16 protein-coding genes are annotated in these 25,854 nt (G+C 46.6%); 13 read left to right on the top strand and 3 right to left on the bottom strand.

Annotated features, from left to right (window positions below):
* Window positions 1–186 precede the first annotated feature (186 nt).
* The 10 genes from V6W81_RS26830 to V6W81_RS26785 all read left to right on the top strand — a co-directional run bounded on the left by V6W81_RS26830 (window position 187) and on the right by V6W81_RS26785 (window position 15,638).
* Window positions 187–2,250 (top strand): molybdopterin-containing oxidoreductase family protein, encoded by a 2,064-nt coding sequence (locus tag V6W81_RS26830; protein WP_338540900.1) that lies wholly within the window; start codon window positions 187–189, stop codon window positions 2,248–2,250.
* Window positions 2,251–2,525: 275 nt separating this feature from the next.
* Window positions 2,526–3,749, top strand: a complete 1,224-nt coding sequence (locus V6W81_RS26825) for an MFS transporter (protein WP_338540899.1) — start codon at window positions 2,526–2,528, stop codon at window positions 3,747–3,749.
* Window positions 3,750–3,866: 117 nt separating this feature from the next.
* Window positions 3,867–4,784, top strand: a complete 918-nt coding sequence (locus V6W81_RS26820) for a class I SAM-dependent methyltransferase (protein ID WP_338540898.1) — start codon at window positions 3,867–3,869, stop codon at window positions 4,782–4,784.
* A 486-nt stretch (window positions 4,785–5,270) separates the two neighbouring features.
* On the top strand, window positions 5,271–6,821 hold the full coding sequence (locus tag V6W81_RS26815; RefSeq protein WP_145044445.1) for a response regulator: 1,551 nt from the start codon (window positions 5,271–5,273) through the stop codon (window positions 6,819–6,821).
* A 224-nt stretch (window positions 6,822–7,045) separates the two neighbouring features.
* Entirely contained in the window at window positions 7,046–7,987 is a 942-nt protein-coding gene (locus V6W81_RS26810; RefSeq protein WP_338544071.1) for an ABC transporter permease, read from the top strand.
* A 15-nt stretch (window positions 7,988–8,002) separates the two neighbouring features.
* Window positions 8,003–8,872: a carbohydrate ABC transporter permease gene (locus V6W81_RS26805; protein ID WP_056702053.1), complete on the top strand. Its 870-nt coding sequence runs from the start codon at window positions 8,003–8,005 to the stop codon at window positions 8,870–8,872.
* Window positions 8,873–8,896: 24 nt separating this feature from the next.
* Window positions 8,897–10,549: an ABC transporter substrate-binding protein gene (locus tag V6W81_RS26800; RefSeq protein WP_338540897.1), complete on the top strand. Its 1,653-nt coding sequence runs from the start codon at window positions 8,897–8,899 to the stop codon at window positions 10,547–10,549.
* 220 nt (window positions 10,550–10,769) lie between these two features.
* Window positions 10,770–12,542: a sensor histidine kinase gene (locus V6W81_RS26795; protein ID WP_145044437.1), complete on the top strand. Its 1,773-nt coding sequence runs from the start codon at window positions 10,770–10,772 to the stop codon at window positions 12,540–12,542.
* The gene (locus V6W81_RS26790) at window positions 12,518–13,813 is read left to right on the top strand and encodes an ABC transporter substrate-binding protein (RefSeq protein ID WP_260985263.1); all 1,296 of its coding nucleotides are present in this window, start codon (window positions 12,518–12,520) and stop codon (window positions 13,811–13,813) included. Before V6W81_RS26795 ends, V6W81_RS26790 begins: the two co-directional genes overlap by 25 nt.
* Before the next feature lie 244 nt (window positions 13,814–14,057).
* A complete protein-coding gene (locus V6W81_RS26785) occupies window positions 14,058–15,638 on the top strand; it encodes a hypothetical protein (RefSeq protein WP_338540896.1) in 1,581 nt (526 codons plus the stop codon).
* A gap of 139 nt (window positions 15,639–15,777) precedes the next feature.
* Here V6W81_RS26785 and V6W81_RS26780 read toward each other — a convergent pair whose 3' ends face one another.
* Window positions 15,778–16,812 carry an ABC transporter substrate-binding protein gene (locus V6W81_RS26780; RefSeq protein WP_338540895.1) on the bottom strand — a complete coding sequence of 345 codons (1,035 nt, stop codon included), beginning with the start codon at window positions 16,810–16,812 and terminating at the stop codon, window positions 15,778–15,780.
* A 92-nt stretch (window positions 16,813–16,904) separates the two neighbouring features.
* Complete coding sequence (locus tag V6W81_RS26775; protein ID WP_338540894.1) at window positions 16,905–18,560, bottom strand: AraC family transcriptional regulator; 1,656 nt, start codon at window positions 18,558–18,560, stop codon at window positions 16,905–16,907.
* A gap of 486 nt (window positions 18,561–19,046) precedes the next feature.
* On the opposite strand from V6W81_RS26775, the gene V6W81_RS26770 reads away from it, so the two are divergent.
* Complete coding sequence (locus V6W81_RS26770) at window positions 19,047–20,072, top strand: LacI family DNA-binding transcriptional regulator (protein ID WP_056702067.1); 1,026 nt, start codon at window positions 19,047–19,049, stop codon at window positions 20,070–20,072.
* Between the two features lie 206 nt (window positions 20,073–20,278).
* Entirely contained in the window at window positions 20,279–23,674 is a 3,396-nt protein-coding gene (locus tag V6W81_RS26765) for a GH36-type glycosyl hydrolase domain-containing protein (RefSeq protein WP_338540893.1), read from the top strand.
* A gap of 290 nt (window positions 23,675–23,964) precedes the next feature.
* Here V6W81_RS26765 and V6W81_RS26760 read toward each other — a convergent pair whose 3' ends face one another.
* On the bottom strand, window positions 23,965–25,047 hold the full coding sequence (locus V6W81_RS26760; protein ID WP_338540892.1) for a methyltransferase domain-containing protein: 1,083 nt from the start codon (window positions 25,045–25,047) through the stop codon (window positions 23,965–23,967).
* A 304-nt stretch (window positions 25,048–25,351) separates the two neighbouring features.
* Here V6W81_RS26760 and V6W81_RS26755 point away from each other — a divergent pair, with 304 nt between their 5' ends.
* The gene (locus V6W81_RS26755; RefSeq protein WP_056702073.1) at window positions 25,352–25,849 is read left to right on the top strand and encodes a GNAT family N-acetyltransferase; all 498 of its coding nucleotides are present in this window, start codon (window positions 25,352–25,354) and stop codon (window positions 25,847–25,849) included.
* The last annotated feature ends 5 nt before the right edge of the window (window positions 25,850–25,854 follow it).

Below are 25,854 nucleotides of genomic sequence, written 5' to 3'. Positions count from 1 at the left end.
GGAAACACTAGCCTAATGCCTTGTTTTTTATTTACCCCTGAATCTGGAGAATGAATCATAAGCAAAAAACTTTTTTTGCAAAATAATGGCGTCTTGTGTAGATGAGAAAATGAACTGTTCTCTTTACGGTAACGCACCAGAGAAGATATGATAGAGAGATAGCTTTTACAGGGGAGGAACTTCAACATGATTAATCAGGAGAATGGTGTATTTCCGGCAGTTTGTCCACTTGATTGCCCGGATACATGCGGTCTGCTGTTACATAAAGAGAACGGAAAAATTGTAAAGGTCGTGGGAAACCCCGATCATCCAATCACCAAGGGTGCTATCTGCAATAAAGTTAGAAATATGACCGAGCGTGTATATCACCCTGAGCGGCTTCAATATCCGATGAGACGGGTTGGCGCCAAGGGTGAAGGCAAGTTCGAACAGATTAGCTGGGATGAAGCGATTGGCGAGATTACGTCCAAATTCAGTTCCATTGCGGAGACCTACGGATCAGAGAGCATTCTGCCGTACAGCTTCTATGGCAATATGGGCATTCTCGGCGTTGACGGTATGGATCGACGTTTCTTCAACGCACTTGGAGCGAGCATGCTGGAGCAGACAATCTGTAATGCGGCGGGCAATACCGGCTGGAAATATACAATGGGCGCTAATCAAGGGACAATCCCAGAGGATACCGAGCATGCGGATCTCATCATCGTATGGGGAGGCAACATTGTCAGCACGAATATGCATCAGGTTGTACTCGCAGAGAAAGCTCGCAAGAAGGGCGCTCAGATTGTTGTCATCGACGTACATCGCAACCGTACCGCTCAATGGGGAGACTGGTTTATCCCGCTCTACCCGGGTACAGACAGTGCGCTAGCACTGGGAGTCATGCATGTGTTGTTTGAACGTGAGATGGCGAATGAAGCCTTTATGCAAAAGTATACCGTAGGACATGAGGCACTGCGTGATCATGTTCAAAGTTATACCCCAGAGCGTGTAGCACGCATTACCGGCGTGCCGGAAGCTGACATCGTGAAGCTGGCTGAGCTGTACGGCAAGGCGAACGCAGCGCATATTCATATCGGCAATGGCCTCCAGCATCATGATCATGGTGGGATGAGTGTGCGCAGCATATCTTGTCTGCCTGCGATTACAGGCCACTGGTTGCAGCGCGGCGGCGGTGCCGTGCGCACGAATAGCTATGCGAGCACCAATAGCGATGCATTGGAGCGTCCAGATCTGCGGCACAATCCAGAGCCGCGAGTAGTGAACATGAACCGGATTGGTGAGGCGCTGCTCGAAGCGGAGCAGCCAATCCGAGCGATGTTAGTATATTGCAGCAACCCACTGGTTGTTGCACCGGATTCCGAGCGGGTGGAGCGAGGTTTTGCAAGAGAAGATTTATTCACGGTTGTACACGATCTATTCATGACGGATACGGCCAAATACGCGGATATTGTGCTACCTGCGAAGTCTTCGTTTGAAGCAACAGACCTATACACCTCCTACTGGCATCAGTACGTTCAATTGCAGGAGCCAGTCATCGCGCCGATCGGGGAGAGTAAGAGCAATGTTGAGTTGTTCTCCTTACTTGGACAGGCGATGGGATATGATCCTGAGATCTTTGGCGAGACGCCAGAACAGATGATTGAGGCAGCACTCCAGAATACAGATAACCCGTATATGAACGGAGTAACGCTGGAGGCACTTCAGGAGCAGCGGTTTGTGAAGCTGGATATGACGCCGTATGATTCTTATTTGGATCGTTTGCCCACGCCATCTGGGAAGATTGAATTGTACTCCGAAACGATGGAGCAGCGTGGGTTGCCACCCCTACCTACGTACCGCACATCCTTGGAAGGTTATGATGGAGAGCGACCTGCCAGTGTTACGGATGAATATCCGCTGATGTTTGTTTCTCCGCCGAATCATAACTTCTTGAACTCGTCATTTGCGAATACGCAGAAGCACCAACGTCTGGAGAAAATGCCTATGCTACAGATACATCCAGAGGATGCCGCACGTCGAAACGTGGAAGAGGGAGACATGGTGCTCGTGTGGAACGAACGTGGACAGATTGAGCTTACAGCGAAAATTACCGAAGCGATGCTACCTGGAACGGTAATCAGCCAAGGCTTGTGGTGGGATGGCGAAGGGAAGAAACAGCGCGTCAATACGCTGACGTCTAACCGTCTATCTGATATGGGGAATGGCGCAACATTTTTCTCTGCCACTGTTGAAGTGAAGCGTCAGTGAGTGTGCTTGCAAGCTTGTTTTTTTGAGGTAATATAGATTCATATTGAATCAATTTCATAATACCTTTAGCTGCTTAAATCAAGGCTAGATATAGATCGAAACGGTTCAATTTTTCTATATCTAGTTACATAAAACTCGTTTTAATGAGTTATGAAATAGATTCATATTATATAAACTTTACCATACAGGCTTTCGCTTCGGCTGGTCATGCCAGTCGTTGTGGGAGCTTTTTCTACGGAAACAGGTTGGTGTATGAAGGAGCATGAACGAAGATTATGAGATGGCTCGATTCCTATCCTAAGGAAGTAAAAATATTTCTGCTGGCAAGTCTGGTCAACGCGACAGGCAGTGCCTTGATGTGGCCGCTGACAACGATGTATGTGTTTGACGAGTTAGGTCGGACGATGGCTAACGCCGGATTTGTCATCCTGATTCAATCGCTGGGCGGTATTTTTGGACAATTGCTTGGCGGCTCACTGTATCACAGAGTTGGAGTCAAAAAGTTGATTATCGGATCGCTGGCACTGAATGCCTTAGGGCTGTTTGCTCTACCGTGGATCAGCGCATATTGGGTTGTATTTATCTGTGCAATGGGCTGGATTGGCTTATTCAGTTCCTTGTCGCTACCTGCGATTCAAGCGTTTATCGGTTTTCGGTTCGCAGAGCGGCGTGGTGAGCTGTTCAACATTATTTATGTGGCGAACAATATCGGTGTGGCGATTGGTACAGCGCTTAGTGGATTTCTGGCGGACTTTTCGTATCACCTCAGTTTCATATTGAACGGGGTCACCTCGGCGGGCTTTGCGATATTCTTCTGGTATTATCTGTCGCGGCTTGAACCGGAGCAAGGGGAAGTACATCTGACCAAACGCCAGACGGAGACCGGTGGTGCAAGTGTATGGGCACTGCTAGGCAATACGAGGCTGTATCTGTTTATGAGTCTAGGTGTGCTGTTCCTGTTATTTGGTAACTCGATCTGGAATACAGGGGTGTCGCCGTACATTATTTCAGAAGGCATGGAGAAAAGAATGTATGGTCTGCTCTGGACTCTGAACGGGGTGCTGATCTTTGTAGGACAGCCCTTCACGTCGTGGATTAAACGTACAATGGCTCGTACCTCTAACGCTCAGATGACGGCTAGCGCCGTATTCTATGGCATGGCATACCTGGTGATGATTACAATGTATAACTATCCGGGCATGGTTCTAGCGATGGTGCTCGCGACCTTTGGTGAAATGCTGATCTCCCCGGCAACGCCGGCATTTATATCCGAGCACGCTGGACGAGCAGCGCCCTTCTATATTGGGGTGTCCGGCGGCATCGGAGCAATTGGTCGGGTCATTGGTCCGTATGCGATGGGAGTCATGTATGACAAGCAAGGATTAATTCCTGTAGCCTGGCTTGCGACTGCGATGGCAGCTGTAGCGGTTGTTGGTTTCCTACTGCATGCGGCACTGAATCGGCACCGTGAGGTGAAGGAATATGGAATCGACGGCTAAAATAAATGATTGACAAAATTTTGTTTATATGCTATAATTTACATATATAAACATCCCGTATATAATAAGATTCTCCTGGCCAGGGGGAATCTTATTTTTTTGTGGGAGGAACACGATATGAAGCACGGAAAGGCAAGTATAACTTCATTAGTGTCAGCGTTTAGTCGAGCGTATCACAGTCAGTATGATGTACCTTGCATTTTCAATGATAGTCTGGCTAAGGAATTGATATCACCTCAGGAGCATTCAGAGATCCGGAATAATATGATTCAAGGGATGTCATTTTTTGATGCAGGAAAGGCATCTAACATGAAGGATGATCCAGATGCGATCTTGAAATGGATTGTCCATGTGCAGCTTGCCCCTACACCACTGGCTCGTGCAGCCTATTGTGAGCAGGTTCTGCTTCAAGAGGTGACACTCGGAGCTACACAGTATGTCATTCTTGGGGCTGGTTTGGACACGTTTGCGTTCAGGCATAGGGAGCTCAGTAGCACGCTTCGCATCTTTGAGTTGGATATCCCGGCTACACAGGAATCTAAGCAGAGTCGCTTGGCACAAGCGAATTGGAATGTTCCCGGTAATCTCACTTTTATACCTATGGATTTCACGCTTCCACTGTCTGTTCAGGCTATGATAAATGCTGGATTTAGGGATCATCATAAAACCTTCTTCAGCTTGCTTGGCGTATCCTATTACTTGACCAAAGAGGACTTGTCTAACTTGCTTCGGCGTATATTCGCTGTCGTACCTTCGGGAAGCTCTATTGTATTTGATTATCCAGACGAGCATCTGTTTGAAGAGAAGGGCATCTCTAATCGTGTGCAAAATATGATTCATATGGCTGCAGTAGGCGGGGAGCCGATCCAAACGTGCTACACATATGCGGAGATGGAGGAGCTACTGGCTAAGGCTGGTCTGCTCATTTATGAGCATCTCTCTCCAGTGGACATCCAAGAGAAATTTTTCTCGAATCGGACGGATGATCTATCGGCGTTTGAGTCGGTACATTATATCCATGCGGTAAAACTATAAATATTGCTTAGACAAAATGGTATCCCGGAATAACCACAAACAGCCTTTCCTCTTGAAACGAGGGAAGGCTGTTTTTCATTCATTTCTTGCCTTTACAATTGCAACTAACACGCTAGAGATAGTTCCACCGAATATGTTGAGCATATAATCAATTTCATTTAACGATTCACCCAGCAAGATCATACTGAATACCACGGATAATACATTCCATAAAACAAAAAAGCCCAGAAAGTATTTCAGAAAAACTTTTAATTTCATGTTGATAAACCTCACATCCAATCATAACATTTAATCCATTTTATACCATTATATTAAAAGCTTGATCGTGTCTCTGTAATCTTCATGTAAAATCACCTCATCAAGAACTGTCCACAACACAGGCTCATATAACATGAACGCTGTCATTCGGAACTAACCCCCATATTTATGCATAATGCTCATATAATAGAATAAAAAAAGCAGTTAACAATCAGGGGGATATTCTACATGTACAAGGTCTTGTTGGTTGATGATGAATTTCTGATCTCTGACGGAATTTCCAGTGTCGTGAATTGGTCCCTACTGGGTACGGAGCTCATCGGTATTGCTCACGATGGATTGGAAGCGCTTGCTTCAATCGAAAGGCAACGTCCTGACATTATTATTTCGGATATTCGTATGCCAGGTATGGATGGGCTGCAACTTGTTGAAGCGGTGGCGGAGAAATATCGGGATATCTCGTTCATTATGCTCACAGGCTTTACCGAATTTGAGTATGCGAAGACTGCCATGCAATATGGGGTGAAGCATTACCTGCTCAAACCATGCAGTGAGGAGAGCCTGGTACAGGCGATTGGCGAGCTGGTCAGTGAGAAGCGTGAGCTTACAGATCATGAGCACTTTGTGCAGGCCATTCAATACAATTTGGAGCGAGTATTGCCACATGCGAAGGAATATTTTCTGAAGGAATTGGTCACCAACAAGACGTATGGCGTGAAGGAATGGAAGTATTTTGGCGAGTTATTTAGTGTGCAATTTCTGGGTCAGCGTGTACGTTTGTTATTAGTCGAGATTGAGGGAGAGCATGAGTATCTGCACTTGTTCGCTGTTAAGAACATCGCAGAGGATATTTTTCATAATCCCATATTAAGTACAACGGTTAGAGGACATCTGCTCGTCATGATGGAAGATACGATGTCAGAAGCACAGCTATTTCGGAATATTGATGAGATTCGAGCTACCTTTACCCGCTATTATCGCTATGATCTGACGATGGCGCTGAGTGAGCCGGGTGAACTACCACAGACGCGTCAATTATACATGCGAACGATTGCGTACCTGAATCATCGCTTTTACCTTGGAGAGGGCAGCCTTATTATGGAGCGGGATGTTGCCGCAATAGAGGAGAGGGAGGTGCCTGAGTTTGAGTACGATCAGGGAAGGCTTGTCACCGCAATTCAAGCAGGGCACTGGCAGGACGCGGGAGCAGAGCTGAATCGAATCTTCCAACTGCTGGTCGATCTTCGATACGATATATCCCAGACCAAATCATACCTGATCCAAATATTTATGGAGATTATTCGGCTTAGCGGAGCCACAGATATGAAGCATTATATGGACCGACTACCTTGCATGATTGAGACGAGTACGTTGCATTCCTTCCAGCAATTCCTGCTGACTGTCGCCAAACAGATCACCCTTCGCCGTTATGAACAGCAGCGTTCCAGGCAGTCTCAGATGGTGCACCAGGTGAAACAGCTTGTACAGAAACGCTATCAGGATGAAACATTAACACTCCAGTCCATTGCCGGAGAGATCTACATGAATCCCGATTACATTGGCAAGATGTTCAAGAAAGAGACGGGCGAGAAATTCACCAATTATGTCCTCACCTACCGGATACAAAAAGCATTAGAGCTACTGGAGCAGGATGGGAATTATACGGTGTCCTTGCTCGCAGAGTATACGGGCTTTGGATCGAACTGGCCTTACTTCAGCAAAGTGTTCAAGAAATATACGGGCTTCTCTCCGTCCGAATATAAGAAAGCTATACCCTGACTGTCTTCATTGACAGCAGGTTTTTTGTTGTGCATCGCCCCCCAGCTTTGATCTGCTGAAAACCGTGTTTTTTACACATGAACTTGTAGAACACGGTTTTGAACATCCATATCTCGGAAATGAGCATGGGAAGAAGACCCACCTAAGTCCTATCATTAGGAGTATAGAGGATTTTCACACCAGAATTGGAGGTACAGTGGATGGAGCTGAAGCGAAGTCCGGTGATGGAGCCGGGACATTTGAAGCGATCTGGCAAATGGAGCTTTGTGAAAAAGGAACTTGTTCGTAACAGGTATGTATATCTCATGCTGCTTCCTGTCGTCGCCTATTATCTGATTTTTAGCTATGGGCCAATGTATGGGCTCCTGATGGCGTTTCAAGAATCATATAGCCCGGTCAAAGGTATATTGGCTGGAGAATGGGTCGGTTTTGACAATTTCACGATGTTCTTCGAAAGTTATTACTTCTGGAGACTCATTAAGAACACATTGATTCTGAGTTTTTACAGCATTGTATTCGGCTTTCCTGCCCCAATCATACTTGCCTTGCTCTTGAATGAAGTACGTAAGAAATGGTTCAGAAGCACGGTGCAAACGGTCAGCTATATGCCGCATTTTATTTCAGTTGTTGTCGTGGTCGGAATGTTGAAAACGTTCTCATCCTTGGACGGCGGGTTGTTCAATGTCATTCGTGGATTCTTCGATCTACAGCCGCTGATGTTCCTGGCAGAGAAGGATATGTTCCGTCCGCTGTACATTCTATCGAATATCTGGCAGGGAGCAGGCTGGGCGTCCATCATCTTCTTGGCGGCGCTTAGCGGCATTGATCCCCAGTTGTATGAAGCTGCCAAGATTGACGGTGCGAATCGCTGGCGCCAATTGCTCCATATTACACTGCCTGGCATCATGCCAACCATCGTCATCATGCTTATTCTGCGTATGGGCGCAGTGATGAATGCCGATTTCCAGAAAATATTGCTCATGCAAACCGCACCGACTTATGAGACATCGGATGTCATATCAACCTTTGTATACCGTTCCGGTATTCTGGAGGGCAATTATACGTATTCAACAGCCATTGGGCTGTTCAACGGAGTCATTAACTTTGCGCTGCTTATCGCTGCAAATGCAATCAGCAGAAAGCTCAACTCAACCAGTCTCTGGTAATTGGAAGGTGAAGCGATGAAGAGGTCTACAGGTGAACATATCTTTGATGCATTTAATACGCTGCTGCTCTTGGTGGTCATGATCCTGTGTTTCTACCCGATGCTGTACGTGTTCAACTCTTCGATTAGTGACCCGGATCAGATGTTACGTTCCCGCTCACTCATGCTCTGGCCGGAAGGATTTCAGTTGGAAGCGTACAAAGCGGTATTTCAGGATACCCGTATCTACACGGGTTATATGAACACACTCTTCTACGTGGTGGTGGGGACAGCAATCAACTTGCTAATGACCTCACTCGCGGCATATGGGTTATCCCGTAGTGATCTGCTGGGTAGAAAAACGCTGATGAAGTTGATTACATTCACGATGTTTTTTGGTGGAGGTATGATTCCGACCTTCCTGCTCATTCAGAATCTGGGGATGGTGGACACGCGCTTTGCCCTGATTATCCCTGGAGCGATCAGCACATTCTATTTTCTCATTATGAAAACAAACTTCGAAGGCATCCCGATCAGTCTGATCGAATCCGCGAAGCTGGATGGCGCCAATGATTTCTTGATTTTATTCCGCATTGTACTGCCTTTATCGAAGCCGATTCTAGCGGTTATGATGCTGTACTACGCCGTGGATCACTGGAATGACTACGTGGGGCCGATGCTCTATCTACGGAGTCAAGAACTGTACCCGATCCAGATTATTATGCGCGACATCTTAATCAGCAGTAGCACGGAAGCGATGGGGGCAGGTGTGGACACAGGCTTTGCAATAGGTGAGAACATCAAATATGCCACCATTATTATCTCGACACTTCCGATTATGCTGGTGTATCCGTTTATCCAACGCTATTTTGTTCAGGGTGCCTTAATCGGTGCTGTGAAACAATAAATTTAATCCTTGGAGGCGAATTACGTGAAAAAAAGAATGGGGTCTATTCTATTGTCATCTCTGCTCACCATGTCTTTATTGGCTGGATGTACTGGAGGAGCTAGTGAACCAAGTGCTACAGAGCCTGAAGAAGGGACGGAGCCTGCGGTTCAAGCCTTGACTAAAATTCCGCTACCAATTACGAGCGAACCCTTCACGATTGATTATTGGCGCGCCAATGATGCGAAGCTCACGGCTTCATTGAACAATTTTGCAGATATGGCTTCTTACAAGGAAAAGGCAAAGAGAACGGGGATCGAGGCGAAGTTCACGCATCCGCCACTCGGACAACAACGGGATCAATTTAACCTGCTCATCTCTACCAAAGAATTACCTGACGTGATCTATTACAACTGGGCTGACGCTGTTGGCGGACCGGAGAAAATGATCAAGGATGGCCGAATCATCCGCTTGAACGAGCTGATCGATAGCTATGCACCTAACCTGAAACGCATCATCGAATCTGATCCGGATGTGAAGAAGCAGATTGCCCTTGATGATGGAACGATCTATATGTTCCCACTGCTCAAGCTGGATGCACTCAAGCTGAATGCAACCTCTGGTTTGATTATCCGTCAAGACTGGCTCGATAAATTGAACCTGCAAGCTCCAACGAATATTGATGAATGGTATACGGTGCTTAAAGCGTTCAAGGAACAAGATCCGAATGGCAACGGGAAACAAGATGAATTACCCTTCACGGGTAACTGGGGACCAGGTAACCTGACGAAGCTGCATGACTTTGCTACTGCCTTTGGCGTGATTGGCGGCTTCCAGATGAATGGAGACAAGGTGGAGTTTGGCCCGATCCAACCAGGATATCGCGATTTCCTCGAAACGATGGCGAAGTGGTATAAGGAAGGGTTGATCGACCCTGAGATCATGACGAATGATGGTAAAGCGTTTGACTACAAGGTTACGAACAATCTGGCGGGTGCTTATCAGGGCGGTGTATTCAGCGGGATGGGGAAATATTTTAACCTCATGAGAGATACCGACCCGAACTTCGATGTGACAGGTGCGCCGTGGCCGCAGTCTCCAGATGGAACAGCTTATGCGACGTTTAACATGGAAGCGAAGGTGCTCAGTTATGGTGAAGCCATTACGTCTTCGGCAGATGAAGATAAGCTGAAATATATCGTACAGTGGATGGACTATAACTATAGTGAAGAGGGCAGTGACCTGTTCAACTTCGGGATCGAGAACGACAGTTATGTAAAAGAAGGAGATGGCGTCAAATTCACGGATGTTATTGTAGATAATTCGAATGGTCTAACGTATGATCAGGCTCTAGCTTCGTATGCACTATCCATTATGGATGGCCCGATCAACCAAGACAGCCGCTATCTGGATGCACTCTTGTTCGATGAAGGACAACGTGCAGCGAATGAGGAATGGATGAAAGCCAGCTCAGCACTGACACTTCCGCCAATTCGTTTGTCCTCCGATGAGGTTAGCACAAGCACGTCCATTATGAGCCAGGTTAATACGTATCTGAACGAGACGATGACGGCTATCATTAGCGGACAGAAGCCAATTACGGAATTTGACACGATGGCTGAAACGATCAAAAGCATGGGCATTGACCGCGCCATCGAGATTCATCAAGCTGCGTATGACCGGTATAAGGCAAAATAATAGCAAGGAATGTTCATTATGCCTCATATGCTATATAGACGAATCTGAACATGTACACACGAACGAAAAGGGAGATTCGTGCATCATCCAAGCGTTGAATGCTGCTAGACGAGCGGGGCGCTAAAAAGATATAGGAGAATTTTCCTGCATGTGATATATCTAGTAGAGGTTGTTCAACACGTACTAGTAAAATCACGTGGTTCAAAGGAGCGCTTGTGTCATGATAGCCTACCGCAAACTAAGTATCAAAATGAAAATGTTCCTGATGATCATGTTCATGATGGCATTTATTATCACGCTGGCTTTCAGTTCCTTGTATTATACGTATTCCGTCTATGATAAACAGTTATTCGATAAGTCTTCCCGGCTGCTGAATCTCTCGTCCTCTACGGTTGATCTTGAATTGCAGAAGTTGGAAGCGTTATCACTGAATATGATCTCGGATATGCAAATCCAAAGGGCGCTAAAATCTTTGTTAGAGGATGACACGGCGTACTCCAGTTTTATTGAGCGTAAGAAGATTACAGATCGGCTATGGGAACACATTAGTGGGGCTGCACGTTACGTGCAGTCCGTTCATTTAATTGATTCTCAGGGAAGAGTGAATAAGTATGGTGAGACGATAACCGTATCGGAGGAAAAGTATGATCGTATGATTGCAGCTGCTGAGCATGCAAATGGTGCTGTTAGGTGGTTGTATCCAGACGATGATGACCCGATGCTGGTTATGGTTCGGCAGGTACGAGCCTATGATCCGATGACGCTCAAGCCTGTCGGCATTTTGTTTCTGCGGATTAACATCGAACGTCTCGTGAAGGAATACGCAGGATTGGACAGCCAGAATAGTGATATTGTGCTGAAGGCAGGGGACGACGTAGTTTATCCATATCGACAGCTCCAGAACACGGTATCCGAAGGGCTCAAGCCTTTACCGGGCAGTGGGGGATATGAGATCAAAAACCTGGATGGAAGGGCAGTATTTCTAGCGCAAAAGAAATCGTCCTACACCGGCTGGGTCTACTATAACATGGCCTCCTATCACGAGATTTTTGAGCGAATCATATGGCTGAAAAATGCACTAATCGTCGTTTATGTCATAGCCATTGCCATTGTACTGACCCTAGGGATGGTATTTGCACGCAGCTTAACGAGACCAATTAGACAGCTCATTGGACAGATGAAAGAAGTGCAGTATGGTGATCTCGACAATATCGATAATGCGAATCTAACCGTGCCAACGCATCATCACATGGATGAGATCGGGTTATTGCACCGTACATATCGGTTGATGATCACCCACATCAATACACTGATTAAAGAAAATTATGCAAGCCAACTGGTCATTAAGGAAACGGAGTTCAAGGCGTTGCAGGCTCAGATTAATCCGCACTTTCTGTATAATGCCCTGGATTCTATCCATTGGCTTGCCAAAAAGCATAAGCAGGAGCAGATCTCCAGTATGGTGCTGTCGCTCGGCTATTTACTACGCACATCAATCAGCTTCAAGCAGAATGTCATCACCTTGGCGGAAGAGCTGGAGATCGTCAATCATTACGTTACGATTCAGAAGTATCGTTTTCAACACCGACTGGATTTTCACCTGAATGTGCCACAGCCTTACCTAGCGTGCACTATTCCCAAATTGACGTTACAGCCGTTACTGGAGAATGCGATCCAATATGGGTTGGAGCCGAAGGTGGGCGCCTGTCAGATTCGTGTGTATGCGGAACTATCAGAAGGGAAGCTCTTACTTGTCGTTGAAGATCACGGCCCAGGCATGGAACCGGAATTCGTGGAGAAGGTGCTTCGCGGTGAAGTGGAGACCCGGGGTACGGGAATTGGTCTGATGAACATCAGAGAGCGGCTACGTCTAGCCTTCGGTGACGATCATGACATCAGGCTGGAGAGCAAGCCGGGTTGCGGAACCAAGGTTATGGTTCCCTTACCGCTGCCGAAGGAGGAGAAGCTGTGGGAAGATTACTGCGAACAATAGGCATCATCTGCCTGACGGCAGCTCTGCTCGGTTGCGTGTCCCAATTTGCTCAAAGGCCTGGTATGGTGATTGATGAAGAACCCATTACATTGCGTATTGCCTGGTGGGGCGGAGAATTCCGAAACAATGCCACGATTGAGGTAATCCATCAATACGAGCAATTGAATCCACATGTGAACATTGAGTACGAATACAGCAGTTTCAATGAATACTGGAGGAAAATGGCCCCACTGGCGGCGGGGAACGCACTGCCAGATATTATCCAGATGGATATTTCGTATTTGGCTCAATATAGCTCACTACAGCTGTTGGAGGATCTAGCACCGTATGCGCAGCGTGGATTGCTGGATACGAAGGATATGGACAAACAGCAGCTGGATAGTGGCAGTATAGACGGCAAAGTCTACGGACTGAGCCTAGGTGTTAATGCGCTGTTGAGTATCTATGATCCGGAAGTTTTGCAGGCAAATGGTATTGAATTCCCTACAGATGCATGGACTTGGGACGATTTTGATCAGATGGGTAAGCACATCCAGGGAAGGGGCATCTACCTGGGTACTTATCTTACCCCAGAGCAGTTTTTCGCGTATTACTTGAGACAACATGGTGCTAAGCTGTACGCGGAGGATGGGACACGTCTCGGTTATGAGGATGACGCCTTGTTTGTTGAATACTTTGGACTGATGCAGCGCCTTGCGCAGGATAAACTCATCTTTGCTCCAGACATCTGGACCTCAGATATTGGTAAGCCAGACAATGATCCGTTTTATTTGGGTGAGGCTCTGTTTAGCTGGGGGTATTCTAACCAATTCATCAGTACGACTGAGCGTTATGGTAAGCCTTTGTCTATTGCTCCAATGCCGGGGCCTAACAATTCGGATGGACTGTTTCTGAAGCCAGGCATGTTCTTCTCCATTGCGGGTAATTCCAGACAGAAGGAAGAGGCAGCGAAGTTTATTAGCTTTTTCGTTAATGATCTGGATGCCAATCTGCTGCTCAAAGGGGAGCGAGGTGTACCCGTTTCGTCCAGTGTGCGGGAGCAGATGAGAATGATCGTTGAACCGGAGCAAGCACAAGTATTCGACTATATAGATTGGGTGGCAGAACATAGCAGTCCGATGGACGCTCCTGATCCCGTAGGTAGCTCTGAAGTCACTGCCGTGCTGCGTGAGCTGTATGATCTATTGTTGTTTGGCAAGTTAACGGCAGACGATGCAGCGCAACAATTTCGTGAACGTGCCAATGCCATTTTGGCGAGAAGTGAAAACTAGCCATCTAATCATGATAAGGTCATTTTGTCATCAGAGTGGCATGTGTAACTAACCTTTATTTCAAATAATATCGTGTAACCCTCACTCCGTATGGACGAGGGTTTTTGTTATGGAATGGTGGATATTTCCTCTAGTATAATTAAACGGGGTAGTCATGCTGCCAATAGATTCGAAGTTTAGATATTACAAGATTAGAAGATTTAAAGATGTTATCCATATATCAACCGATGAGGAGTGTCAGGACATGTCCATACATCACATAGGTCAAAAGGTTACTTTTGCCGATATCAAAACGAGGTTGCCTCACGAAAGCTGGATGTATACACAGAATGAAGCACATGACGGTGAATTTGATGCCGAGGAAGTATGGATGCATTCAGGTGATCTTCATATCAGTGAGCTGTTGCTGGATGAGGGGCCTTTTTTGATTATGGTAGAGGGAAATCTGATCGTTGATCGTTATATTGGAAACACAGAATCCGACGCGGCCGCTTCTAACCTGGTTGTGCTTGGTGATCTTACAACGCCTTATATGCTCGTGGGAGGGCAGGAAATATATATTACAGGTAATCTTTATGTGGGGGATATGTTCTGGGGAGATTACAACCATGGAGAATTGACGGTGAGAGGCAACGTAGAAGGTGGGCTGCTAGTAAGTACAGAGCAATATGGAATTCAGGTTCAAGGACAGCGAAAAGTGAAGCGTCAGCTTGAAGAGTGGGAGGATCTCGGACCATGGCAAGGCTTTAACATGCTGGAGTTATTTGTTCCTGAGTGTGTCATTGACGAAGATACAGAAGAGCCGTTTCCATGGCGAGAAGAGATGATAAAGAGGCTGCAGCAGGGACAGCCTATCATTAAACGAGAGTATATTTATGCCGCAGAACTAGCGCCAGATGTACCGGATTGGTTCGAAGATCATCAGTTCACAGCTGAGAACATTGAGCGTCTTACTCACCCTTCATTATTGCCTGTAAGAGAGGAGGGTGAGTTGCTGAACAGCTATGAGTTTTGGGTGGATGGACAGTTTTGCCGAGGTTCTGTCTACGGGGATGAGCATACCGAGGGCTATTTCCGGAGTCTGTATTTTCAAGACGACCATGACTGTGCATTGTTGCTCAAAATAGAGCCAGCAGACCGAGCTTCAGGCTCTCCTAATGAACTTGCCGGGCAAGCGGGCAATCCTGTCTGGATGATGTCAGGCGCTTATCGTTATGTGAACAGTGAGAACTCCGAATGGAGCGTATTTACGGAAGACTCACCTTCGGATATTCAGCAGTTAAGCAACCATGGATGGGATACCTTGCTGCAGTCCGTATCGAATTACCAATATGCCCGCACCTTAATTTCACCGCAACGTATTCGTGATTTATTAGCATTGCCTATCGTGGAGCCGTATGACAATTATTATGATGATGACCGGCATGGATTGTGGATTGAAGACTTCTACTTTGCATTTCGACAAGCAGGTCAAATGTGTGATGATGTTCCCCAGCCAGCTATGCTGCGTATTGGTAGAGAGTATACGGATACACAAGGGGAGACGAAGGTCGAGAAATACTTCTATACGCTACACCAGCATGCGGACGGCACGGAAATGGTGTTGGTTGAATACTCGGCTCAGGAGGAAGAGGATGAGGAAGAGCCGATGTTGCTTGAACTTCATTATGCAGGTGGCCCCCAATTACTACATGCCGTTCAATTGCTGGAACGTGGACGCAAAGAGCTGATGCAAGCGAATCAGGATTTGCTGGATGGGGAACTGCCCTATGCTGTTGAATCCTTTGCGAAGCGATATTGGAAATCCAAAGGATACCTGAAATAGAAGAGCTACACCATAAAACAAGACGCCCAGACAGGATAGTGCACCTGACCGAGCGTCTTTGTTTGTTCATTTCTATAGAAGAGTAGAGCACGCTAAAGAGGAGTAAAGATAGATAAAGATAGAGGTGGGCAAATATGTATTACTTGCGGTTCTGCTCTGCCCGTTCCACGATCATGACGGCGAATTCCTCGGCTTGCCCTTGGATCGCAATCGGATCAAAGTACCAGTAACGATCTTCTTGCAACTCATAGACTTGGTTATTCTTCACCGCCGGAAGAGACTCCCAGATGGCATCTCCCTCGTAACCCGTATTGCTCTCATCTACCGTGAGGAGGATATGGTCTCCTGCATAATCACCAATAACTTCACGCGAGATTTCTTTCCATTGTGTATCTCCCATGAGTTCCTGCCTGGTGATCTCAAGCGGTGCTAGTTCTAGAGCACGATAGATTGCTTGTCCACCTCGGCCAAAGTTATCCCCGTAACCATAATACCCTTTGTCAGTTGCTTCCAGGATGGAGAAAGTTTCTTCTGGTTTGATCACCTGTTTAACTTTGTCGCGCGCAGCGGTAATACGTTCATCGTATGTTTTCAGCCAAGCTTCGGCTTCATCTGCTCTGTCCAGTAGCTCACCGAATCCACGAAGCTCTTCATGTACATCAGCGAACGTACCATGTGTAATCACGACAGTCGTGGCGATCTTCTTAAATTTCTCAACCTCTTCTGGTTGTTTAGAAGCAGTGATAATCAGATCTGGATTAAGCGCAATAATCTTCTCGAGTGATACCGTTCCGCGATCACCGATATCTGCAATACCTTCGACCTGATCGGCGTAATAAGGATTCTCCAGATAATATTTAACGGCACCCACAGGCTTCACCCCTAATGCAAGGAGATCACTTACGTATATATCCGTCACAATCCGTTGAGGTTCAGCAGGAATTTCAACATCACCCGCTGCGGAAGCATATATGCGTGTAGCATTCGAAGTATCCTCGGAATTGGATGACGTATCTGCTTTCGTTTCAGTGGAGCCATTCGTTGCTTCTACCCCAGCGCTTGCTGCTTGCTCCGTGGTGCTGGATGTATCTGTGCTGCTACCACAGGCAGCTAACACCATTAACATGGCAAGCATGATGAATAGTCCTGCAAAGCGGTTTTTTACGACAAACATAGTCTATATCCCCCTGTATATAATCAATAATGATTATTATTCTCATTAATAAGATAGAGGAAGAGTTCTCATTTGTACATGGACGGCTATGATCATCGAACCATGGACAAATGTGATGTTAACTGGTGCATGATGTGTTTCAGTTGCTCGATCATAGAGATCGGATCGAAACCATAGAACATGTCATCACTGATGGTGTAGACTCGATTGTTCCGAATCGCCTCCAGATTGCTCCAGCGCTCCTGATGAAGTAAGTGATCGACGACTTCACGCTGAGCTAGTTCGGAGGGATAGGACATGAAGATATAATCTGCCGCATACAGATGAACTTCGGATAAAGGGACATGCGCATATCCCGTCAGTAAGTGACCTTCTCTTTTCATGTGAGCAGGAGGTGAGAAACCAAGCGATTGATACAGCACATGTGAGGCTCTTCCCCAGCCGTGGCCGTAGATATAGGCTCCGCTCTCCCCAATCCAGAAGATGCATACGGCTGTTCCACGTACAGTCCCAAGGCAACGATCTAACGTAAGGTTAGCTTCTCGTTGAAGTGTATCGTAATGGGTTAGCCATTGTCTGGCGTTAGTTTCGAGCCCGGTTATTTGCCCAAGTCTCAGCAACTGTTCTTGCCAGTCAAGTTCTTCGAAAGGCAGCAGGACTGTAGGCGCAATCTGCCGCAGCTTATCTAGGTTGGCGTGTGGTGCATAACCGACAATGAGATCTGGATGGGCGTCTGCAATGAGATCCAGATTGTGAATAAATTCATGCTCGCCCCGCTGTTCAAATTGATCCATTCCTTGTTCTTGAATGCGATCCCTCATCCAGCTAGCAACAGCACCTATGTGGGGGAGCTGACCTAGTGCAATCAACGAAGCAGTATAATTAAATGTAAGTGAGACAATTTTCTTCGGCATCTTCCGGTAAATTGTCGGGGCGGAACCAACGACCTGTTTGAATTTACGGCTCAAATAAAAGGTGTCACGATATCCTGTCAGCTCTGCCAGCTCCTGTAGTGAAGGATTCGAGAGCAGAAGATGCTCTTGGGCAATCCGAATGCGCAGTCGAGTAATGTACTCGACAAACGTAAGTCCCGTCCTTTTTTTGAACTCTCGAGAGAAATGCTCTGGACTGATATTGAACTCTCTTGCCAATTGCTCGCGGGAGAGAGGGTGTGTATACATGTCATGAATGCGTTTAATCGTAAGATCCAGCCAAGAATGTTCCTCCTGTGCAACGTGCAGAATTTGTTCCTTTAATGTAGCGAGTAATTGATAGAACAACATATGTAGTTTAAAAGGATTGTCAGCCTCAGGGTACATACAGGCTTGAGCCAAATCATATACGAAGTCAGTCATACTATGGCTTGTTAATGACGTTACCGATTTAAACGGCCAGGTATCTACTTCCTGTTCTATTGGTTCAAATGCGATAGCAAAGCCCTGTAGCGGAGATACTGAGCCACGTTTACGCTCATGTTGAAGTATAGTTCCTGCTCGCCGTACAATGACTGAGCCTGTATCTACTGTAAATTGTTCGTTTGCAGTGCTTAGTCTGGCTTGGCCAGTAGTCACAATATAGATGGTGTGCAGCTCGCTCCACAACTGATCCGTTCGAGAGAGCGCTTCTTGGTCGTGGATCTTCACAAGGTGCCGAAGTTTGTACATGGCAGAGGGAATGGCACAGATTTCATGCAGAGGAACAGGTGCTGGTGGCGTCTTGCTGTGGAAGCCGTGCTCCGAGTAGTGCATAAACAATGATCTCCTTTCTCATCGGTCTAAGTTAATAAGCAGTATAACCTATAACGAAGCGATGTGGGCGCCAACATGTTGAATCATATAATTCAATTAAAATTGGAAAAAGAGGTTGAAATCGCTACCAACTCAGACTATAATGAAAATGTCGAAACGTTTCAATCTGCTGTTTATAAGCATAATTAATGGTTTTATTTATTTGGAAAAGAAAAAGAAATGATATTTATACGTATAGTATAACACTGATAGAATAGTAAGGAAGAGCTTGGTAAGCTTAGTAGTGAGGGTTTTTGAAGCGTGGACATAGCATCTTTTCGGAGGGTAATCGAAACGTTTCGAATTGGTATTGAAGCATATCCTATGAGTGCCAAAGTACCCCACATTCATAGAATTATATTAGTTATAGTGGTTGTCACAACCATTTACAGTATAAAATGTAGCTAATAAGAGAAACTTGGTCAAGGTAGAAGGAGCGAACGTAGAATGGCGACGATTAAGGATGTGGCAAAGCTAGCAGGCGTAGCGCTCTCGACAGCTTCCTATGCGTTAAACGGGGATAGCAAGGTGAGTGCGAAAACGAAAAGTAAGGTGCTTGAAGCAGCACGTGAACTGAATTACCGCAAAAATGGCTTTGCCATGGACCTGAAGCGGAGCCGGACGAATACGATCGCTTTGATTTTGACGGACTTGTCTGGTCCGTATTATTCGGAACTAATTCGGAGTGTGCAAGATGTAGCGCTCGCTAACGGATATGATCTGATTGCATGTAGCTCTATGGGTGAGCGTGATTCCACAGCCGTTCGATTTTTGCGTGAAAAAAGAGTAGACGGTGCGATTATACTCGCACATAACATCCATGATGATATTTTGGTAGAATCAGCCGGATCACGTTTTCCAATCATTGTGATGGATCGTCACCTCTCAGGAGATCATCTGGTAAATGTTCTGGTGGACGGGGAACAGGGTGGATATCTCGCTACGCGTCATCTGATCCAGGAGGGGCATCGCACAATCGCCTATATTAGCGGACCGTCCAACTCGTATGACAATGCCTTAAGATATCAAGGATATCTTAGAGCCATGCAGGAGGCTGGGCTTGAGGAACGTTCGAAGTGGAAGCTGAGTGGTAGCTTTGTACGTGAAGGTGGATATAGTGCGACCAAAATGATGATGCTGCAAGGTGAGCTCCCATCGGCTGTTTTTTATGGTAATGATGAGATGGCGATTGGTGGCTTGAAGGCATTCGAGGAAAGCGGCATATCTGTTCCGAATGACATTTCCGTCGTTGGTTTCGATGATATCCAGTTGTCGGAATACGTTCATCCTCCGCTCACGACAATCCGTCAGCCTAAGCATGAAGCAGGATCACTTGCCGGACATCTGTTATTCCAGATGCTGAACGGTGAAGCGGTGAATCCATCATATACGCTAACGATTGATATGGTGGTGCGACGTTCCGTGCGTTCTGTTCAATCAGGTACTGACACACAGCCTACACAGCCTGCTTAAGGATAGGCGATAGATGCTCATAGTGGCATAGCTTTGGAATATATAAGCAAGATATGGCTAACATGTTTCACGTGTGTGTAGAAAATAGAGGGGTTCATCGTCGGGATCAGGCTTAACATGCTCGATCCTTAGGGAATCCCTATTCTTTTTCAGACAATTCGAAACGTTTCGAATTTGAGTTTATATTACATCAAGGAGTGGATAAGATGACAACGATGACTAATGAATCGATCCGGCTGACTGCCGGGGAACTGACATTTACCTTTTTGAATAGTGGAGATCTGTATCAGGCGACTTCCGGTACAACGATGCTGAACCAGTTGCTTAGCAACCCGATTGATGGATCACTGAATAACCTGTACCTGCGGGTGTTTGAGGGTAGCAACATTCATGCCGTTCCATTGCTGGGAGCGCGCTCGAATAGCAAAGTCGTGAAGAGTAAGTCCTTGCCAAGCAACCAGTTAATCTGGGAGGGCACCGTACCACTGGATGGTATGCAACAAGAGATTGATTATCAGGTCGTATTTACGGCTACTGCACAGGGGATCTGGTTCTGGGATGTGAAGCTCCAGGGACAACACCATCACGTGGATGTCGTTTACGGACAAGACGTAGGTCTTGCCGATCCAGGTGCGGTACGTAGCAATGAAGCGTATCTGTCACAATATATCGATCACACCGTATTTGAAGATGCAACTAAAGGTTATGTGGTATGTTCCCGTCAGAATCAGCCTCAGGGCGGCGCATTTCCGTATATGCAGCAAGGTTCACTGACCAAAGCAGTAGGTTACTCCACGGACGGATTCCAGTTCTTCGGTCTGTCTTACAAAGAAACCGATAAGCCCGAGGGTTTAAGTCGCCCGGCGCTCGCTAATGAGACGTATCAGTACGAATTCGCTTATACAGCGTTACAGTCGGAAGCCTTGAAACTGGATGGAGAAGCGCAAGTTATCTTCTACGGACTCGCTAAGTCAGATCATCCTACAGGTATCTCTGCCCTGGAATTTGGGGATGAAGTAGCGGCAGCTTGGAATACGGTTCAGGCAGAATCTATCCAGCTTGGAGAGACATTGGAGCAAGTAAAACAATCTGCACGCCTTGGCGATCCGCTGGTGACGGTTGATCTGACGGAAGAGGAGATTAATCACTTGTTCCCTGATCGGCATCAGGAAGAACGCAGTGGTGACTCCTTGCTATCCTTCTTCACGGGGAGTTACGAGCATATTGTGTTAAAAGCAAAAGAGTTGCTCGTAGAACGTCCGCATGGTCATATCCTGATGAGCGGTGGCAATGTGCAGCTTGGAGCACAGGTTATTACGACAACATCGTATATGTACGGTATCTTCAATTCCCAGCTTGTCATTGGGAATACGAATTTTAATAAAATGATTAGCAATGCCCGCAATGCGCTTAACGTGCCTAAGACAGCAGGACAACGGATCTATGTGGAGCTGGATGGGGTCTATCGTTTACTGACCATGCCATCGCTCTTCGAAATAGGCTTCAACTATGTACGCTGGATGTACAAAACCGATTCGGACACATTCATCATTACAAACTACACAGGTACAAATACAACCGAAGTACGTATGGATGTGCGTTCAACGAGTGGTCAAGCGTACCGCTATTTGGTAACGAGCCAAGTGACGATGAATGTGAATGAATATGAGTATCCGCTACATATGGAGCAGGATGGCAATACGTTGATCTTCACAGCAGACTCACAGGCGATTAGCGCAGGCACATATCCTGATTTGCAATATCGGATGACGGTGGAAGGTGCTGCCTTTAACGTGGGTGACGAATCCTTGCTGGCAAGTGGTGTACGCAGTGGCAGTGCATCTCTGGTCACGCTCAGTCTGGAGGGAAGTGCTGAGTGGACGCTAACGATCCAAGGGATACTTGAAGGTCAAGCAGAAGGTACGGTAGCAACGCTTGATTCGAGCCTGACGTTTGAAGAAGAAGTTCAGGCGTATCGTGAATTTTTCGCGGGTGTTATGAATGGGTTCCGCCTATCGCGCGGTGAAGGTCAGAATGCAGAGGATCTATTTAAAGTTAATGCACTGGCTTGGTGGTACACACATAATATGCTAGTTCACTACTCTGTGCCTCACGGATTGGAGCAATATGGCGGAGCAGCATGGGGTACGCGGGATGTATGCCAAGGACCTGTTGAATATTTCATGGCAACGCAAAAATATGAACAGGTAGCCGATATCATCAAAATGGTCTATACCCACCAGTATGAAGATGATGGGAACTGGCCGCAGTGGTTCATGTTTGATAAATATTTTGCCATTCAACAGGAAGAGAGTCATGGCGATATCATCGTATGGCCGCTCAAAGTACTTGCAGACTATCTGACAGCGACTCGCGATTATGCGATCCTGGATGAGCAGGTGCCGTATACCGTTAAGCATAGCTTCGGATTCACAGAAGAGACGGCAACCGTACTGGATCATGCCAAAAAAGAAATTGAATATATCCGTGCCAACTTCCTGCACGATACATTCTTATCTTCCTACGGGGATGGCGACTGGGATGATACGCTCCAGCCGGCGAATGCGCAGCTCAAGCAATACATGGTGAGCAGCTGGACGGTTGCATTAACTTACCAATCCGTGAACGTGCTCTCCCAAGCACTGCAATCTAAGGATGCGGAATTTGCACAGGAGCTTGAAGTGCTGGCACAAGGCATTCGTGAGGACTTTAACCGTTACATGCTAGGTACAGATGTAATCCCGGGATTTGTGTACATGGAGGAAGCGGATCAAGCGAAGTTGATGCTGCATCCAACAGATACAGAAACAGGTATTCAGTATCGTCTGCTGCCTATGACGCGCAGCATGATTGGTGAATTACTGAATGCGGAGCAGGCTGAATCACACTATGCACTTATCCGTGAGCAGTTCCTATGCCCAGATGGTGTACGTCTAATGAATCGTCCGGCTCAATATGCAGGCGGTGTAAGTACACACTTCAAACGGGCGGAGCAGGCGTCCAACTTCGGACGCGAGATTGGTTTGCAGTATGTGCATGCGCATATTCGTTACGTGGAAGCCATGGCTAAACTGGGCAAGACGGATCAGGTATGGAATGGTCTGGCGATGATTAACCCGATCGGTATCAATGAGGTCGTTCCGAATGCGGAGATTCGCCAAGCGAATGCCTACTTCAGTAGTTCTGACGGTGAATTCAATACCCGTTATGAGGCTCAGGAGCATTTTGACCAGTTGCGTAAAGGAACCGTACAGGTGAAGGGTGGATGGAGAATCTACTCCAGTGGCCCTGGAATCTACATGAACCAACTGATCTCGAACGCACTTGGCATCCGTCAGGAGGGTGGAGATCTGGTGATTGACCCTGTATTGCCAGCAGAGCTGGACGGTATGCAGTTCGAATTCGAGTATGCGGGTGAGCCGGTGACATTTATCTACCACTTAAGTACAGGTGGAGTTAACCGTGTAACGGTGAATGGTCAAGAGATCGATGCGGAAAGCACGACTAATCGTTATCGTCAGGGCGGCGTCTGCATCTCGCAGGAGGCGTTCAAACAAGCACATGGTGCTGCAGAGCGTACAGTTATTGATATTTATATGTAATGTGTAATCAGGAGAGAGACAAATAATATACAATCTTGTTGGTACTCTCTTCTGTCCCCTATACACTAAAAAAAGAAGCTCTACCTTGATCAGTGGAAGTCAGTCTATCCATTTACGAGGGGGCTTCTTTTCTATATATATGAGAAAATGATATTTAGTATTTGGCATGAAAGGTATTCCTATAATCAGGCTTATTATAAACTACATATTTCAGAATAGGGATACGACTACAGTTATAAGGTTTCAGTGGAAACCCAACGGAACTTGATGGAGTTTACGCCCTACACCCCTTAACGCAGTGGAACGGCCAGCACGGTATGCAATAGCTCATTGTAACGAATAAGCTTCGTCACATACCCGTGGCTCTCCAGCCATGCGCACAGTTCATTGAGTAAGGGGAAGTGGCGCTCTCGAACAGCGCGTAGCCACTCTTCCTGTCCGGTGGCCTTAACCTGATCCGTAAATGCATCCCGGTGGTCAGCATCTGTGAACATAAGGTCAGTGAGGCAGATTCGCCCTCGTGAGGTTAACACCCGCTGCATTTCCTCCAGTGCTAGTAGCTGCTGATCTGGGCTTAGATGATGGAAAGCGAAGCTGGATACAACAAAATCGAAGGAATGATCGGCAAAAGGCAGAGCCAGAAAATTACCAAGCTTCACATGCATATCGGGATATTTGTTGCGACAGGTACGCAGCATCTCCCGTGATTGATCAATCGCTGTCATATCCGCACCTCGCTGTAACAGCCTTCCAGCCAAGTTGCCTGTCCCGGTTCCGATGTCCAATCCCTTTTCCCCAAGGATGGGCGAGATCCAATCAGCGGTCTGTTCAAGGGCTTCATCATAGTTGTGGTATAGTTCGAGTTGTTCAGATTTAACGTGTTCAGATTTCGCTCTATTCGTAGCTTGCACCCTCTCGTCATGGATGGCGGCCTGTGTATCGTAGTTCCAGCGGTCATGCCAATTCTGCCTTGCTTCGCGCAAGCGGCGCGAGCTGTCTGCAAGCACATGAAGGTGACTGACTTCCAGTGGCCCGTCCTGACGATTCAGATCAATCATGCGTTGGGTTGTATCCAGCATGCGTTTGAGTTCAATCCATTGGGCGTACATAACGGCTTGTTGCAGCTCCAGGTATTCTTCCAGCCGTTGCTGGTTACCTTGGTCAATCTCCCCGATGGCGTGTGCGATATCCTCAAGCGACATGCCGATCTCACGAAGGGCGGCGATGGTCTGTAAGCGCCATATATCATTCTCCGTGTAACTTCGGTATCCATTCCCCGTTTGTTTCGCAGGGGATATCAATCCTTTTTCCTCATAAAAACGAATAGCCCTCGCGGATATACCAAGTCTGTCTGCTGCCTCCTTGATGTTCATCCTGCTGCACCTCCTTCTACTTTCAGTATAAACTATGACGTTACGTTAAGGTTAAGTGTTGATTCTAGATTATTTGCAAACAGTGTAAGGAAACTGTAGTAGAGCGTATCGTCGCTTTGGATTTTAGTCCAGTCTGAGGCTATGCTACAATATAGAACAACGTAGTCTTTACCGCTCATCCATCGATTCGTGAAATTTCTCTTTAGGGATGAGTTGCAAGGCTAAACCGTGAAACTAACCAAACTTCTCTATGAGAATGCTGCGATCCGCAGCGATATATTATTGCACGAAAGGTTGCGCGATTATGTTAACAAGCCATACCTATACAATTCGACCATCCGAGATCCAAGACACACGTCAACTCATGGATTTGGATGCACTGGTGTGGGACAAAAACACATCACCTGCACCGTTTCATTGGCGGTCTAGACAACAATATCTGCAGCATTGTCCTCCGGGTAGCCAGCTACTCGCGGTACAGGGTGAACGCGTGTGTGGTTATGTCGGTTTTCATCCAGCGACAGCAATGCCTGTTAATCAACATGTGTATGAGATTAATATTGCAGTTCATCCCCATGATCGCCGCTGTGGGATTGCGACAGCGTTGATGGATGCGATGAAGCAGCATGCGCGTGAGCAGGGGATTAGGAAGCTACGGTTACGCGTTTTATCGAGTAATCCGGGGGCTATCGCTTTTTATACACAATGTGGCTTCTTAACAGAAGGTAGATTAGTGTCTGAATTTTATATTGACGGGAAATATGTAGACGACATTCTGATGAGTTATTTTATCGAAGCATAAGCGTG

The sequence above is a fragment of the Paenibacillus tundrae genome (genome assembly GCF_036884255.1).
In the GTDB taxonomy this organism is placed as follows: domain Bacteria; phylum Bacillota; class Bacilli; order Paenibacillales; family Paenibacillaceae; genus Paenibacillus.
The sequence above is the reverse complement of the archived record's forward strand: the minus strand, read 5'-3'. Positions and strand labels throughout refer to the sequence as shown.

What these genes read in the sequence shown, in the direction of transcription:
- V6W81_RS26795 (WP_145044437.1), top strand. Translation starts at nt 10,770, where the DNA reads ATGATAGCCTACCGCAAACTAAGTATCAAAATGAAAATGTTCCTGATG.
- V6W81_RS26765 (WP_338540893.1), top strand. Translation starts at nt 20,279, where the DNA reads ATGACAACGATGACTAATGAATCGATCCGGCTGACTGCCGGGGAACTG.
- V6W81_RS26780 (WP_338540895.1), bottom strand. Translation starts at nt 16,812, where the DNA reads ATGTTTGTCGTAAAAAACCGCTTTGCAGGACTATTCATCATGCTTGCC.
- V6W81_RS26825 (WP_338540899.1), top strand. Translation starts at nt 2,526, where the DNA reads ATGAGATGGCTCGATTCCTATCCTAAGGAAGTAAAAATATTTCTGCTG.
- V6W81_RS26770 (WP_056702067.1), top strand. Translation starts at nt 19,047, where the DNA reads ATGGCGACGATTAAGGATGTGGCAAAGCTAGCAGGCGTAGCGCTCTCG.
- V6W81_RS26755 (WP_056702073.1), top strand. Translation starts at nt 25,352, where the DNA reads ATGTTAACAAGCCATACCTATACAATTCGACCATCCGAGATCCAAGAC.
- V6W81_RS26830 (WP_338540900.1), top strand. Translation starts at nt 187, where the DNA reads ATGATTAATCAGGAGAATGGTGTATTTCCGGCAGTTTGTCCACTTGAT.
- V6W81_RS26805 (WP_056702053.1), top strand. Translation starts at nt 8,003, where the DNA reads ATGAAGAGGTCTACAGGTGAACATATCTTTGATGCATTTAATACGCTG.
- V6W81_RS26815 (WP_145044445.1), top strand. Translation starts at nt 5,271, where the DNA reads ATGTACAAGGTCTTGTTGGTTGATGATGAATTTCTGATCTCTGACGGA.
- V6W81_RS26775 (WP_338540894.1), bottom strand. Translation starts at nt 18,560, where the DNA reads ATGCACTACTCGGAGCACGGCTTCCACAGCAAGACGCCACCAGCACCT.
- V6W81_RS26785 (WP_338540896.1), top strand. Translation starts at nt 14,058, where the DNA reads ATGTCCATACATCACATAGGTCAAAAGGTTACTTTTGCCGATATCAAA.
- V6W81_RS26810 (WP_338544071.1), top strand. Translation starts at nt 7,046, where the DNA reads ATGGAGCCGGGACATTTGAAGCGATCTGGCAAATGGAGCTTTGTGAAA.
- V6W81_RS26760 (WP_338540892.1), bottom strand. Translation starts at nt 25,047, where the DNA reads ATGAACATCAAGGAGGCAGCAGACAGACTTGGTATATCCGCGAGGGCT.
- V6W81_RS26820 (WP_338540898.1), top strand. Translation starts at nt 3,867, where the DNA reads ATGAAGCACGGAAAGGCAAGTATAACTTCATTAGTGTCAGCGTTTAGT.